Origin of the sequence: Corynebacterium sp. ACRPJ (assembly GCF_022347345.1) — a bacterium.
GTDB classification, from domain to species: domain Bacteria; phylum Actinomycetota; class Actinomycetes; order Mycobacteriales; family Mycobacteriaceae; genus Corynebacterium; species Corynebacterium tuberculostearicum_D.
In genome coordinates this window covers 25,255-40,239 of sequence record NZ_JAKRNC010000013.1, presented here as the reverse complement: position 1 = coordinate 40,239, position 14,985 = coordinate 25,255, and the positions used below count along the sequence as shown (strand labels likewise).

The window sequence follows — 14,985 nt, the reverse complement described above, 5'->3', positions numbered from 1 at the left end:
TCCACCGCGCGTGCGGGAGTGGTCCTTCCACCGTCCCCGCAGGTGCGCCTCGTTCCCCGTACCCAGTCCGCCACGACCCGCAGTTGGCCTGTTGACCTGCCCGAATCCGGTACCTGGAAGGTAACCGGTGCCGCCGGCACCGGTGTGTCCAGCTTCCTTATCGATACCGTCATTCATACCTTGGATAAAGCCCGGCAGACCGGCGCGGATCCCTCCGGCATCCTCGTTATCGCTCCCTCGAAGGAATCCGGCGCCCGGCTGCGCCGCGAGCTTTCCGAACGCCTCGAGGATTACGCCGCACAAACTTCCATGGTGCGTTCCGTACACTCCCTCGCATTCGCGTTGCTGCGCACAGCGGCCGAGGAGGAGCTGCGCCTTATTACCGGTGCGGAGCAAGACGCCGTTATCCGCGAGCTGCTCACGGGCCAAGCAGAAGACGGACATGGCTCGTGGCCCGCGGAGATGCGCCCCGCGCTGGAATATGTGGGCTTCGCCCGGCAGCTGCGCGATTTCCTTTTGCGTTCCATTGAACGCGGCCTGGGACCGGGTGACCTAGAGAGCCTCGGTGCCGAGCACGGCCGCCCCATGTGGTCTGCGGCGGGTGAATTCCTGCGCGAGTACGAACGCGTGCAGCTTCTTTCCCGCGCCCATTCCTATTCCGCTGCGGAATTGGTTACCGCAGTTCTTCAGCGCCCCCAGCTACTGCGCGAGCACCCCTTCCACACCATCATTGTCGATGATGCGCAATTGCTCGATCCCACTGCGGGCAAGCTCATTCGCGAAATGGCCCCGCAGGCGGATCTCGTGGTGGTAGGTGGCGATGCCGATCAATCCGTCTTTGCCTTCCGCGGTGCTAGCTCGCGTTTCCTGCGGGACTTCCCAGCTGACCACGACATCGAGCTCACCGAGCCTCACCGCACACCCTCTCCGGCGTGCATCTCCATTGTGGATTCGGACGGCAGGCTGCGTGACGTCGTAGCCAATACCGTGCGCCGCCGCCACTTAGAAGACGGCGTGCCCTGGCGCGATATCGCCGTCATCGTTCGTTCAACCGGTGATATCGGGCAGATGCGCCGCACCCTGTTGGCCGCCGGCGTGCCCGTGCACATTAGCCCTACCGACGTCGTCTTGGCCGAACAGCGTTTGGTTTCCGCCGTGCTGCTCGCCCTGCGTGCCTTGGAGGAAGACCTATCAAACTCGGAGTTGGAAGAATTGCTCACCGGCCCCGTGGGTGGTGCCGATCCCGTCACCCTGCGCCGCCTTATCCGTGGTCTGCGGCGCTGGGATTCCACCACCCGGGGCATCGATAGCCTCCGCGGTCTTCTCTATGGTGAGCTCCCAGATTTTAATGGACAACTCACTGAGCGCGAATACTCCATTCTGGAGCGTGTACGCGCGGTTCTGAGCGCCGGCCGGAACGCACTCGCCTCCGGGGACTCTGTGGAGGAAGTTCTCTGGGCTGTATGGAGCGCAACCGAGCTCGATAGCCGCCTCCAGGCTTCGGCGCTGCGCGGAGGTGCGACCGGCTCGCAGGCCGACCGCGACTTGGATGCAATGATGGCGCTTTTTGACGCCGCAGGCGACTACGTCGAGCGCCGCCCTGATTCCTCGCTACGCACCTTCCTGACGCATGTCACCGAACAGGAACTTCCCACCGGTGTGCGTGACCGCCGCACCGCTATTCCGCAGGCAGTAGAGATCCTGACTGCACACGGCGCCGTGGGCCGCGAATGGGATACCGTCATCGTGGCCGGCGCACAGGAAGGAAGCTGGCCTTCGCTAGGGGAGACCGGCTCCATCTTTGGTCAAGAAGATCTCATCGATCTCCTCGACCACGATATTGATCCCGATACCCCCGTCAGCCACGTTGCCTCCCGTTTGGCAGAGGAGCGTCGACTCTTCCATGTCGCTACCACGCGCCACCGACAGCGCCTGCTCATTGCCGCTGTGGAGAACCCGGAAGGCGATACGGTCTCTGAGCCTTCGCGCTTCATCAGCGAATTCGCCGGCCGGGGAGTGGACGTGCCTGGTCAAGCTGCGCGTCGGCAAGCAAAGCGGGCGCTGCGCCGCACCCAACTCCCGCGCGAGCTGGGCCTCGATGTGCCCGAACCCGCACCCGTGTCAGTGCGCGATGGGCTCGAGGTGGATCCCCTCGATGTGGCGGTGCTGTCCGTGCCGGCCTTTGTTGCACAATTGCGCCGCGTGGTTACCAATCCGGAATCCGGTGAGGTTGAGCGCAAACAAGCAGCGCGCCAGCTCGCCCGCTTAGCGACAGCCGATATCCCTGGCGCCCACCCGGAGCAGTGGTGGTCTGCGCGCTCCGTTGCGGCTGAACTGCCGCTGCATACCAGCGGCAGTTTGTCACCATCCCGTGTGGAAGCATTGCTCAACTGTCCACTCAAGGCCGTGCTCGGCAATGTGGCCGAGGACCCAAGCACCGAGGAACACCTGCTCCGCGGTACTTTGGCGCACGCCTTCTTTGAAGCCATCGGCCGCGGCATGGATGCGGAAAAGGCCAAGCTATTGGTGATGGAAGCTTTCGAGCGCATTCAGGATGTGCCGCAGTGGCAATTGCGATTTAAGCTCGATGAGTTTTCCACCCTGTTGGACCGCGCTCAGGAATGGGCGCGCCAATCCGAGGTCAATCAAGAGCTTGCCGGTGTGGAAATCCCCGTAGGCGTACGCGTCAGCGAGGAGGTGCGCATCGGCGGCTATATGGACCGTCTGCTTCGCGATGGAGAGGGAAATTACTTGGTGGTGGACCTCAAGACGGGGAGAAGCAAGCCGGCTAAGAAAGAGGGCGAGGACCATGTGCAGCTGATGACCTATCAGCTCGCGCTTGCCCACGGCGCATTTGACGGCCACCAAGTTCACGACGGCGAAGGCATGCCGCGCCAGGGCGGTGTGCTGGTGTATCCGGGTGCGACCACCAAAAAGATTGGTGAGCTTTGGCAAAGCGATAAGTCGCCGGAAGCCCTGGAAGAATTCGCCGCACTTCTGCCCCCGCTGGTGGAGGAGATGCGTGGCCCGCGCATCACTGCGCGCACCAATAAAGACTGCGATAAATGCCCAATTCGCTCCATCTGCCCCGTGCAGGAAGAAGGAAGGATGACCACCGATGCCTAAGAGCAATTTTTCCCCACAGCAGATCGCTGCCGCCTTGGGCAAGGACTTTCCGCCTACCGAGGAACAAGCCCATGTCATCGAAGGCCCCTTTAGCCCCAAACTCGTGGTTGCCGGCGCTGGTGCCGGCAAGACAGAAACTATGGCCTCGCGCGTGGTGTACCTGGTGGCCAATGGCTATGTGCGCCCGGAGCAGGTTCTCGGCCTGACCTTCACCCGTAAGGCGGCGCAACAGCTGGAGCAACGTATCCGCCGGCAGCTGATTAAATTGCGCGATTCCGGCCTCATCCCACCAGGCGGTGAGGTGACAGAAGCGCTAGAAAACATTGCGCCGAAGGTAGCTACCTATGACTCCTATGCGGGAGAACTCGTTCGCGAATACGGGCTCTTGGTTCCGGTGGAGCCCACCGCACGCATCATCACCGAGGCCGAGCGTTATTCCTTGGCCTACGATGTGGTGCGCAATTACACCGGCCAGCTGGAAGACGATCGCGCCCTAGCCACGATTACCGAGACCCTGCTGAAATTCAGCCAAGATATCGATAATGGGCTGAAAGGCACCGAACACATAGCGCAGCACGCCCGAGACTTCCGCGCGGATATCGATAACCTGGAAAAGACCCCAAAAAATGGACCTGAGTACAGCAATGACCTATTAAAATACCTAGCCACGCAGGACCGTCGCGTGCAGTACGTGCCGCTGCTGGAGGCCCTCCACAAGGAACAAACTGAGCGACAAGTCATCACCTTTGGCGAGCAGATGGCCGTCGCTGCCCGCGTAGCGCGCGACCATCCTGTGGTGGGCAAGCAACAATCCCAGCGCTATAAGGTCGTCATGCTAGACGAGTACCAAGACACCTCCTATGCCCAGCGTGTGCTGCTGCGCAGCCTCTTTGGTGGCGAGCAAGAAGGACTATCCGTTACCGCTGTGGGTGATCCCATGCAGGCCATCTACGGGTGGCGTGGTGCGACCTCTGAAAACCTCACTGCCTTCGTGGAGGACTTCCCGGTCGCGCCGGGCACACCCGCTCCGAAGGACCAGTTGACCACCTCTTGGCGCAACCCCTCTGGCGCGCTGGATTTGGCAAACTTAGTGGCTGAGGGGGTATTCGAGGGAGGTGAACGCCCCGTAGATGCGCTCTCAGCCGCACCGCACAAGGGCGAAGGTGAGATTCAGCTGGCTTACTTTGACAGCGAAGCTCGCGAGCGCGAATTCGTAGCCGAACATCTTAGGAAACAGTGGGAAAAGCGCGAAGGCGATATCTTCAGCGCAGCGGTTCTGGTGCGGAAGAACAAACAATCCGCAGCAATTGCGGCGGCTTTAGACAAAGCGGGCGTACCCAATGAAATCATCGGTCTCGGTGGCCTGCTGTGGCAGCCAGAAATCCAGGACCTTGTAGCTATTGCCACTATGCTCGTGCGACCAGAAGACTTGCCTGCGGCCGTGCGCGTGCTCGCGGGCCCCATTTGTGGCCTGGGAATTAGCGATATTCAAGCACTTGCTTCCCGCCAACGAAACCTGGCCGGCGCGAGGGAGGAGCGCTTGCGCTGGGAACCGGGAATGGACCCGGAAGAATACCTGCGCGCGCAGCTGGAAGATGTCACCGCTGAGGAGCCAGATCAGCGCGTCGGCCTTGCCGACGCCCTGGCCGACCTAGGTGAGAGGGACCGCTATACCCCGCAAGGCCTCGCCCGTATGGAAGAGGTTTCTGCCAAACTGCGACACCTGCGCACCTATTCTCTTTCCAAACCGCTGGTGGATATCTTCGCCGATATTGAAGCATTGTTTAATATCCGCACCGAGGTCCTTGCCCGAGGTAGCGCAGGTGGTGCTACGCACTTGGACAAATTTGCCGATATTGTTGCTAGCTTCCATGGTGATTCCCTCTTTGCGCTCCTGGACTATTTCGCGCTAGCGCTAGAAAAGGAAGACGGTCTGGAACTCGGTGAGGTTCCTGCCGCTACCGACCGCGTGCAAATTATGACCGTGCATAAGGCAAAAGGCCTGGAATGGGAGCATGTGTGCGTAGTGCATGCAGATTCTTCGAGCTATAAAGCGCAAGCCGATACCTTCCTAAGAAGCGTGGATAAAGTCCCAGGCGATGATGACTACATCGAGCTGCCAGAAGATGCGGTGAAACGGTCGGATTTCAATAAGGCCTGCAAGGCCTTCGAAGCAGAGGATCGGGCTATTAAGGCTGAAGAATCGGCGCGCCTTTTCTACGTGGCTTTGACACGCACCGAATCCACCCTGACGGTGACAGGGTCGGGAACCAACAGGGTAGCTAATAGTTCGAAGAAGCGCCCTTATGAGTATTTGGAGCGCCTGAAAGAGCGATTCCCGCCGTACGTGGTGGAGTGGTCCGTCCCCGACGAGCCGTCCGAGGATGATCATGGGGAGAGCGCACAGTTCCCAGCGCTGCAGGCCAGCCCAGAAGCAGTTGCCGGTGCGGACCTAGTCCTTGCAGCAATGGAGGAACTCCCAGATTTGAGCCGGGGTGAAACCTTTGAGTTATGGGAGCAGGAAGCTGGCGCTCTCATTGAGGAGTACAAGGCCCTGCAACAGCCGGTGGTAGACGTTGAGCTACCCAGCGAGCTGACCGCCTCTGACATGGTTGCGCTGCGGGCAGACCCGCTTCAGTTTGCCCGCAGGCAACGCCGCCCCGTGCCGTTTAAGCCAAATTCCTATGCCAAGCGCGGTACCGCCTTCCACGCGTGGTTGGAGGACCGCTTCGGCAGCCCGGCGCTATTGGGCGAGGAAGAACTTCCGGGCATCGATGAACCGGAGGACTTCGATTTGGAAGAGCTCAAGCAGGCCTTCCTGAACTCCGAGTGGGCCGAGCGTCAACCGGAGCACGTGGAGGCGCCCTTTGAAATCACTATTGGTGAGTCTGTGGTGCGCGGGCGCATGGATGCGGTATTCCGCTTGGAGGATGGCACCTGGATGGTGGTGGACTGGAAGACCGGCCGCCCACCTCAGGGAGAAGCCATGGATGCTGCCAAGATACAGCTAGCGGTGTATGCAGAGGCCTGGCGCCGCATCCACGGCGGGGAGAAGATTCGTGCAGCGTTCTATTATGTGCACGATGGATATACCTTCGAGCCTGCCCGCCTGCCGCGTGGGGCAGAGCTGAAGAAACTCCTTGAATCGTCAGTTGAGTACCACAAGGGCTAAGGTATGTGGGCGGTTGCGTAAGCGCGCAATCTCTTGAGCAATCATTCGAGACTAGAAAAGAAGGCTGGGCTAGTGGCCAAAAAACGTGCGCAGGCAATGAAGTCACGCTTTAGAAGTCGCTTCTTGCCGCAGGTCGAGCTGTCCTCGCAGCCGGACCACGCGCTCATTGATGTCATTACGGTGCCGGGGGATGAAAATTCCAGCCCGTGGCGTCAGTTGGGCAAGCGTGTGCTGTGGGCATTTGTCATCGTTGTCTTCGTGACCACCGTGGTCTACTTGGACGGCGGTGGGTATAGCGAGGACATGTCGCTATTAGACTCCGCCTACTATGCGGCGGTGTCCCTGACCACCGTGGGGTATGGCGATATCGTGCCCGTGTCCCCGCAGGCCAGGTTCATTAACTTAACGCTTATTACCCCGGCCCGCCTGATCTTCCTTGTTTTATTGGTTGGCGCGACCTTGTCCGTGTTGACGGATAAGGCCCGCCGTACTTTCCAAATCCAGAACTGGAGAAAGCAATTGCGTAACCACACCGTCGTTATCGGATATGGCACCAAGGGCGCCGGAGCCGTGGCCGCGCTGCTGGCCGATGATGTTCCGTCGTCCCAGATCGTGGTCATCGATACCAACCGTGCGTCCCTCGCACACGCCGAGCACCACGGGCTGGTCACCATCTTTGGTTCCGGCACCAAGCAGGACGTGCTGAAGATCGCTGGGGTAGAGAATGCCAGCTCCATCGTCGTTACCCCATCTTCGGACGATACCGCGGTGCTGTGTTGCCTCTCCGTGCGAGAGCTTGCGCCCAAGGCCAAGATCGTGGCGTCGGTGCGCGAGTCCGAGAACCGTCACCTCTTGCTTCAATCCGGAGCGGATTCCGTGGTCACTTCTGCGGAGACGGCTGGTCGACTGCTGGGCCTGGCCACCGTCACCCCGACGGTGGTGGAGATGATGGAAGACCTGCTCTCACCCAACGAGGGTTTCTCCGTAGCCGAGCGCGCTGTGCGCGAATTCGAGGTGGGCTCCAACCCCCGCCACCTGGCAGATATCGTGCTGGCCGTCCTGCGCAATAACGAGCTGCACCGCGTGGATACTGCGGATGCCTCCGCGCTGAAGCCGGGCGACCGCCTGCTCTACATCAAGCATGAGATGGAGCAACCCATCGAGGTCATGGACGATGATGACGAGGATTAAATGTTCCTCCCAGTAACCCCTCATGGCCAGGTACCGGTTACGGCAGCGGGGGAGCCGGTGCTGGTGGAGAAGGTTCCCGGGGGCGTCGGCAAGCACGCAGTAGTGGACCTAGGTACCCTGCAGGCGTGCGCATATCCGGAGGACGGTGCTAGCGAGCTGGGCCGGCTAGAAAGCGCGACGTTCTTTGCGGACCAGCCGGTGATTTTGCAAGCCATTGCGCTGATCCGCAATCGGCGCGAGCAGCGCTTTGATCCGCGGACCGGCCACAAGCTGGACTACCCAGCACCGGGAATCGTGGGGCGCGATCCTGTGGACGAGCGCCGGATGGTTTTCCCACGCCTGGATCCTGCCGTCATCGGGCTTATTCGCCTCAGCGGAACCGACCGGATTTTGCTGGCGCGCAATCGTCGCCGCACTAGCTTTTTCTCCCTGATCGCCGGCTACGTTGAGCCGGGCGAGACCGCGGAGGCTGCTTTTGCACGCGAGGCCCTGGAAGAAACCGGGCGCAGGGTGGACGATATTCGCTATTGGGGCTCGCAGGCGTGGCCACCGAGTGGTTCTCTTATGCTGGGCTTTTGTGCAAGCACGGCTGATGTCCACCCCACCTGCCATACTGATGGGGAATTGGAAGAAATCCGGTGGGTGGAGCGCGCCGAGCTGCCTGAGCTTAAGCTTCCACGTCCGGGTTCAATTGCACACACGATGATTATGGAGTGGTACCACGGTGACTAAGCCGGATTTGTCCCTGCTGGATGAAGATCAGCTGCGCGCGGCCACGGCGCCGCGCGGGCCCGTGTGCATCTTGGCCGGCGCGGGTACGGGCAAGACCCGCACTATTACCTATCGCATTGCCAACTTGGTGGACCAGGGTTTTGTGAGCCCGCAGCGCGTGCTTGCGGTGACCTTCACGGCGCGAGCGGCCGGAGAAATGCGCGACCGCCTGCGCACCATGGGCGTGGCCGGCGTGCAGGCGCAGACCTTCCACGCGGCGGCGCGCCGCCAGTTGAAGTACTTCTGGCCGCAGGTAGCAGGAGATCTTCCGTGGCAGCTGCTGGATAATAAATTCCCCCTAGTTGCCCGCGCGGTGCGCTCGGTGGGGCTGGATAATTCCAAGGACATGATTCGAGACGTCTTGGCGGAAATCGAGTGGGCTAAGTCCGCGCTGGTCAGCGCCGAGGATTATGAGTCCGTGATCGCCAATACGGACCGCAGTGCGCCGGCCGATCCGGCCAAGGTGGCAGAGGCCTTCCGCCGCTATGAGCAGGCCAAGGCCACGCCGGACATGATGCACTTGGACTTCGATGACCTCCTCATGCACATCGCAGGTGCCATCGAGAATGTGCCGGCGATTGCGGAGACCTTCCGCGAGCAGTACCGCACCTTTGTCGTCGACGAGTACCAAGACGTTACCCCGCTGCAACAGCGGGTGCTCAACGCCTGGTTGGGCGAGCGCGATGACCTTACCGTGGTGGGCGATGCTAACCAGACCATCTATTCCTTCAACGGCGCCTCCCCGGACTATCTGCTCAATTTCTCCCGCACGTACCCGGATGGCACCGTGGTCAAGCTGCAGCGCGACTACCGCTCTACGCCGCAGGTAACGGACCTGGCCAACCGGGTCATCGGCAAGGCCACCGGCCGCGCGGCGGGCACGCGCTTGGAGCTGCAGGGCATGCGCGAGCCCGGCCCAGAGCCCACCTTCAAGGCCTATGAGTCCGAAGAGATTGAGGCCCAGGAGGTGGCCGGCCAGGTCCTTACTCTGCTGGATCAGGGTGTGCCGGCCTCCGAGATTGCCATCCTGTACCGCATCAATGCCCAGTCGGAGCAGTTTGAGCAGGCGCTTGCCGACGCCGGAGTGGTCTACCAAGTCCGCGGCGGCGAGGGCTTTTTCCGCCGCCCGGAAATCCTGGAGGCTATCCGCGTGCTTATCGCTGCGACCCGCCGCGAGGACCTGCCGGATGACCCGGTGGCGATTGCCCGGGCCGCGTTTGTCGAGCTGGGCTTGAGCTCCACCGAGCCGCAGGGTGCCCAGGCCCGCGAGCGCTGGCAGTCCCTCAACGCACTGGTAGGGCTTATTGAAAAGATTGTGGAATCGACTCCTGGCATTGATCTCAACGGGGTGCTGGGGGAGTTGCGCCGGCGCTCCACCGATAAGCAGGCCCCAGCTATGGAAGGCGTGACGCTGGCTACCGTCCACGCCGCCAAAGGCTTGGAATGGGACGCGGTATTTCTCGTGGGGCTAACGGAAAAGCTCATGCCCATCAACCACGCCATCAAGGCTGGCGACGAACAGGTAGAAGAGGAGCGTCGCCTGTTTTACGTGGGCATTACCCGCGCTCGTGAACATCTGGCGCTGTCGTGGGCGCTGGCGAAGACTACCGGCTCGCGGGCTTCGCGCGAGCGCACCCGCTTCCTCGACGGCATCGTCCCGGCGCCCGAAGATGCCTCCGGTGGTGGGTCTCGCTCGCGCCGCCCAAAGCGCTGCCGCGTGTGCTCTGGCCCGCTGGGAACACCGGCGGAAAAGGTCATTGGCCGCCATGAAGATTGTGAAGGCGGCGGCGATGAAGAGGTCTTTGCCGCCTTGCGCTCGTGGCGCTCCCAGGTAGCGCGCCAGGAAAAGGTGCCGGCTTATGTCATCTTTTCCGATGCCACCCTGCAAGCGATTTCGGAGGAACTACCCTCCGATGAGGCAGAGATGCTCTCCATCTCCGGCGTAGGCCCTAGCAAGCTGGAGCGCTACGGCGCCCAGGTACTAGAGGTTATTCGTTCGGTTCGCAGCTAGCTAGGTTGGTCTTGCCGCCGAAGCACACCGGGCAGCGTGGATGCGCAATGACGGTGCGCTGCTGATGGTGTCCGTAGATATCGACCTCCCATTGCTGTCCGGGGCGCGGCTTAGGGGTTGGCGCGCCTGGCGGCAGCGGACGCCCCATCAGCCGCCGGATGATCACCTGCGAATGCGCCGCAACCGCATCGAGCACCACGGCTTCTGGCGTGCGGCGCACGCGGGTGAGCTGGGTACTGATGATATTCCAGAGTGGGTCCATATCCACGCGCGCCAAGTGCGCACACAAGGGGCAGGGGCCTTGGCCCTGGATGCGTACCGGCCCGATGACGCCACGATTGTCCAGCAAAGATACCGGAATCCACGTGGTTGCTGTGCCCGCCAGTGCATTCGCGCAATCCAGCGGGCAGTGCAGCTGGTCCACGGCGAGGACCGGATACATGCCGTCCAGGTCGTGGATATAGGAAAAGGCATTGTCTTCCTCCAGCGGGATGCGCACCTGGAAGCCATCCTCCTCAAGGCGTGCGCGAAGGTTGTATGCCAGGGTGGATTCGCCCATGAGGACAATGGTGTCTGTCTTTTCGGCGGACTCCCTGTGCGGCCAGAGGATGCCATAGTCCAGCGCGTCTTCAATGAGGCTCAGCGCCGCCGCTTCCTCAAGTCCTGCGGCACGCAGCCGGTGGGACAAGTCCTCCGGGGTCACTGGCTCGCGAGCGGTGTTGAAAGCCGTCGCGACGGCGAGCGCGCTTCCTGTTTCCGCAACCCCGACGCGGGTGGCATCCATGCCAAATTGGATTACCGTTTCCTCGCGGCAAAACACCGCGCTGCCGGGTGCTAAGACCACCTGGGTGGCAGAAATCCCCACGCCTTTAACCCCTTCCCCCGAAGTATGTGGTCTCCATTGCACCACAGGTACAATCACCTGTCATGTCGAGCATGCAGCCTACCGCACCGCAGCCCCCAGAGATCAAAGTCATTCGCTCTGCCAAGCGGACGAAAACCGTGCAGGCGCGCATGGTGTCCGGGGTACTCGAGGTACGCATTCCCGCGTGGATGTCCGCGCGCGATGAGCGCGAAGCCGTAGCGGATATGTTGGCGCGGGTGGAAAAGAAGCAGGGCAGTGGCCGCCGCACGGACGCCCAGCTCGAAGAACGTGCGCGGCGGCTCAACGCGGCGTATTTAGATGGCCGCGCGACCATTGGCTCTATTCGGTGGGTGAGCAATCAAAATACGCGGTGGGGTAGCTGTACTACCTCCACCGCGGATATTCGGCTGAGCGACCGGCTGCAACACGTGCCGGACTATGTGCTGGATTCAGTGATTATTCACGAGCTCACCCACACCTTCATCCCGCGCCATGGGCGGGATTTTTGGCAGTGGGCGGACAGGGCGCCCCACGCCGAGCGGGCGAAGGGCTATCTTGAGGCCTATCAGCGCTGGGGCTGCTAGTTCTCCTCGTCCTCGTTGCCCTTGTCTTTCTTCTCGTCCTTGGCTTCTGGATTCTCGGACTCCTTGGACTCGTCGCCCTGCGCGGCAGAGGAATCCTCGCCGTTCTTCAGCATTTCCTCCAGCTTGGCAAACTCTTCTTCAAAGCCTTCATCCGGGCCTTCGTCCAGCAGGGAGTCGATAAAGGCGGCCGGGTTATCGAGGTGCTCTGCAGTGGGCAGGAAGTCTGGGTGATCCCAGGCCTTATCGCGCTTCTCGGCACCCACGGCGACGGTGGCGCGGCGCCATAGCTCAGCGGCCTCAGAGACCTTAGGCGCATTGAGTTCGATGCCGACGACCTTGCTAAAGGCGTTCTCGGCGGAACCGCCGGTGCTGCGGCGGTGTGCCCATGCCTGGGTCAGCTTCGAGGTCGACGGGATGCGCTCGCCCAGTGCCTCAGTAACGACGTGCTCGGCCCAGCCTTCCACCAGCGCCAAGAGGGTCTCGAGGCGGGATGCGGCCGCAGTGTTCTTGGACGTAATGCGCGGGGAGAGGTCCATGCCCTGCAACTTGCTCATTGCGTCCTGGATCGCCTGTGGATCGCCGGACTCGAGGTTGAGCTCGCGGGTGACTTCCTCCAGGTGGGAGGTATCAATAACCAGGCCGATGGCATATTCCTCCACGGAGGAGACGATGCGCTCTACCAGCCACGGCACGTGCTTGAACAGGCGCTGGCGCGCAGCTTCGCGTGCGGCAATATAAACCAGCACCTCCTGGCCAGGAACATTAAGCTCGCGGGCGACCTTCTGGATGGTCTGTGGCAACAGTGCCACGGTATTAGCTGGGGCGATGGGCAGGCCAAAATCGGAGCCGGTCAGCGCCTGGGAGGCCAAATCGCCCAAGGCGTGGCCGAGCTGCATGCCAAAGTTCATGCCAGACATCTGGTTCATCATCTTGGTCATGGGGCCCATCATCTCGCGGGCCTCTTCCGGCATGGAGTCCAGCTGAGCATCATTCATGTGCTCTGCCACTGGGGTGACCATGCGCTGCCACGCCGGCATGGTCTCTTCCAACCACTGCTTGGAATCCCAGGCTTTGGCCGTGCCAGAGGCGGTGGGCAAATAAGTGGCGTCATCAAGCCAGAGCTCCGCCAAACGGACGGATTCCTCCACTGCCTTGGTATCGTCCGTGCTTACCGCCTTGGACTGCGAGATCTGCTGCAGGGCGATGCGCTTGGCCATGTCGTAATTGACTGGGCCGGAGTTTTCCGGCGAGTTCATGGAAGAGCCCATGCCGGACAGCATCTGACCGAACTGGTTCAGCATGTCACCCAGGCCGCCACCATTAGCGCCGCCGAATGCGCCGAACGGGTTCTGGTCACGACGTCCGTCATTATCGTCGTCATCGTTATTGGGGAAAGAAAAACCGAATCCGTTGCTCATGCGTCCTAATCTACCGGCACCATCCGGCTACTTTCCATGATCCCCGCTACGCTGACAGCGAACACTACGGCAAAGGTTGTAGGGTATTGATCCGTGAATTCTCCTGCTAGCCGTCGCGTCCGCACCATCGCCTGGGGTGCCATCCCCGTCGTCCTCACCGGTGCGTTGGTATCGCTTGACCATATCCCCGGCACCGATGTGTCTTTGACCGTGCCTTATGCCGCCGAGGGCCCAGGACCCACGGTGGACACATTGGGTGAGGTCGACGGCACCCAGGTGGTAGATGTTAAGGCGCCGAAAACCTATGACACCGACGGCCACCTCAACATGACCACGGTCTCCGTGCGCACCAATATGACCCTGGCGCAGGCGCTGGGCCGCTGGATGATGACCGATGACACCATCGTGCCCATCGATACCGTCATTCCGCAGAATATGAGCGATAAAGAGGTAGAAGAGTCCAATAAGCAGGCCTTTACCCAGTCCGAGTCTGCAGCCACCGTGGCGGCCATGGATTACCTGCACCTGCCGGTAAAGATCACCATCGCGGAAGTTTTGGATGAGGGCGCGGCGCAGGGCACGCTGAAAAAGGACGATGTCATTACCGCAGTAGACGGCAAGGAGGTCTCGGAGCCGGGCGAGGTCCAAGACGTCATCAAACAGAAAAGCCCTGGCGATAAGGTCACGCTGACCGTCCAGCGGGGCGGCACGGAGCAAGAAGAAGAAATAGAGCTAGGGGAGAACCCCCAGCAGAAGGGGCAGGCAATGCTGGGCATCGCCATGCTCTCAGTCCCGCAAGACGATATTAAGGTCAAATACAACCTGCAGGATATTGGCGGTCCCTCCGCCGGCATGATGTTTACCCTGGCGGTCATCGATAAGCTCAACGAGGAAGACCTCAGCGGCGGCAAGTTCGTGGCCGGCACTGGCACCATTCAGGAAGATGGCAAAGTAGGCCCCATTGGCGGCATCCAACATAAAATCGCCGCAGCACACGAGGCGGGCGCGGAGCTCTTCCTCGCGCCGAAGGATAATTGCTCCGAGGCTGCCGCGAGCGACCACGGCGATATGCCCATCGCGGAAGTTTCCACCTTGGATGAGGCGGTGGCCACGATGAAGGACTTCGCGGACGGCAAGGATATTAAAACCTGCCAGTAGTCGGCCTACTTAGCTAGGCCCAGCTCCTTAATCTTCTCTTCCGGGTCTTCCTGGTCGGAGGAGATCATCTGCTGCATAACCATGCCTTCTTTATTGTCCACCACGGTGATGACCGCGGTGGTTCCCAAGGTGGACCAGCCTACGACGCGGTCGCCGTCATCCTCAATGACCTGCGAGCTGCGCAGCTCGGTGAGCACCTGCGTGGTTTGCTTGGCCTTGGAGTGCGAGCGGAAGAACTGGAACTGGCCTACCTCCGGACCAGAGCAGTTATAGGAATCGTCCCCGCCCGTGGAATCGCAGCGGTCAAAGAGAGCGAAAAGCTCCTTGGGCGCTACCGGAGCAAAGATGTCATAGGCCTTGGCCACCGACTTTTCCAATTTTTCGTTGCCGGGCTCCTTGCTTGCCGACGCCCCCTCAGACGCCTCCGAGCTTTCCGCCGCGCTCGATTCAACGCTGGACTCAGCGGTGGAAGGAGAGCTGGAGGCGGTGCTGGTTTCCTCATCGGTATCCGCCGCAGGGGCGGTGGACTCGGCGCCGGCGGTGGTGGTCTCCACGGAGGCGTCGGCAGGCGCGGCATCGTCCGAGGAACAAGCGGCAGTGCTCACGCCTACACCCAGCAGAAGCGCTGCTGCGGTGGCGCGGGTGGCGGTCAGGCGAGTGAGAGTAATGCGTCGCACGGTAGGAAAATG

10 protein-coding genes are annotated in these 14,985 nt (G+C 61.4%); 7 read left to right on the top strand and 3 right to left on the bottom strand.

Going from position 1 to position 14,985, the window contains the following annotated elements; all coding sequences use genetic code 11:
• The first annotated feature begins 18 nt into the window (after nucleotides 1-18).
• The 5 genes from MHY08_RS09460 (at nucleotide 19) to MHY08_RS09440 (ending at nucleotide 10,271) form a co-directional block, all read left to right on the top strand.
• Nucleotides 19-3,126: an ATP-dependent DNA helicase gene (locus MHY08_RS09460; RefSeq protein ID WP_239236437.1), complete on the top strand. Its 3,108-nt coding sequence runs from the start codon at nucleotides 19-21 to the stop codon at nucleotides 3,124-3,126.
• The gene (locus tag MHY08_RS09455; RefSeq protein WP_239236419.1) at nucleotides 3,119-6,298 is read left to right on the top strand and encodes an ATP-dependent helicase; all 3,180 of its coding nucleotides are present in this window, start codon (nucleotides 3,119-3,121) and stop codon (nucleotides 6,296-6,298) included. The genes MHY08_RS09460 and MHY08_RS09455 overlap by 8 nt, the downstream gene beginning before the upstream one ends.
• A gap of 72 nt (nucleotides 6,299-6,370) precedes the next feature.
• Entirely contained in the window at nucleotides 6,371-7,489 is a 1,119-nt protein-coding gene (locus tag MHY08_RS09450; RefSeq protein ID WP_239230535.1) for a TrkA family potassium uptake protein, read from the top strand.
• Nucleotides 7,490-8,221, top strand: coding sequence for an NAD(+) diphosphatase (locus MHY08_RS09445; RefSeq protein ID WP_239236416.1), 732 nt, complete (start codon nucleotides 7,490-7,492; stop codon nucleotides 8,219-8,221).
• Nucleotides 8,214-10,271, top strand: a complete 2,058-nt coding sequence (locus MHY08_RS09440) for an ATP-dependent DNA helicase UvrD2 (protein WP_239236414.1) — start codon at nucleotides 8,214-8,216, stop codon at nucleotides 10,269-10,271. Before MHY08_RS09445 ends, MHY08_RS09440 begins: the two co-directional genes overlap by 8 nt.
• On the opposite strand, the gene MHY08_RS09435 is transcribed toward MHY08_RS09440, so the two are convergent.
• Entirely contained in the window at nucleotides 10,249-11,136 is an 888-nt protein-coding gene (locus MHY08_RS09435; protein WP_239236412.1) for a hypothetical protein, read from the bottom strand. The two genes, MHY08_RS09440 and MHY08_RS09435, sit on opposite strands and share 23 nt — an antisense overlap.
• A gap of 62 nt (nucleotides 11,137-11,198) precedes the next feature.
• On the opposite strand from MHY08_RS09435, the gene MHY08_RS09430 reads away from it, so the two are divergent.
• Entirely contained in the window at nucleotides 11,199-11,720 is a 522-nt protein-coding gene (locus MHY08_RS09430) for a M48 family metallopeptidase (RefSeq protein WP_005322354.1), read from the top strand.
• On the opposite strand, the gene MHY08_RS09425 is transcribed toward MHY08_RS09430, so the two are convergent.
• Nucleotides 11,717-13,138, bottom strand: coding sequence for a zinc-dependent metalloprotease (locus tag MHY08_RS09425; RefSeq protein ID WP_239236411.1), 1,422 nt, complete (start codon nucleotides 13,136-13,138; stop codon nucleotides 11,717-11,719). The genes MHY08_RS09430 and MHY08_RS09425 overlap by 4 nt on opposite strands.
• A gap of 93 nt (nucleotides 13,139-13,231) precedes the next feature.
• Here MHY08_RS09425 and MHY08_RS09420 point away from each other — a divergent pair, with 93 nt between their 5' ends.
• Nucleotides 13,232-14,296: a PDZ domain-containing protein gene (locus tag MHY08_RS09420; RefSeq protein WP_239236410.1), complete on the top strand. Its 1,065-nt coding sequence runs from the start codon at nucleotides 13,232-13,234 to the stop codon at nucleotides 14,294-14,296.
• A 5-nt stretch (nucleotides 14,297-14,301) separates the two neighbouring features.
• Here MHY08_RS09420 and MHY08_RS09415 read toward each other — a convergent pair whose 3' ends face one another.
• Nucleotides 14,302-14,973 carry a beta-N-acetylglucosaminidase gene (locus MHY08_RS09415; protein ID WP_239236409.1) on the bottom strand — a complete coding sequence of 224 codons (672 nt, stop codon included), beginning with the start codon at nucleotides 14,971-14,973 and terminating at the stop codon, nucleotides 14,302-14,304.
• Between the last annotated feature and the right edge of the window lie 12 nt (nucleotides 14,974-14,985).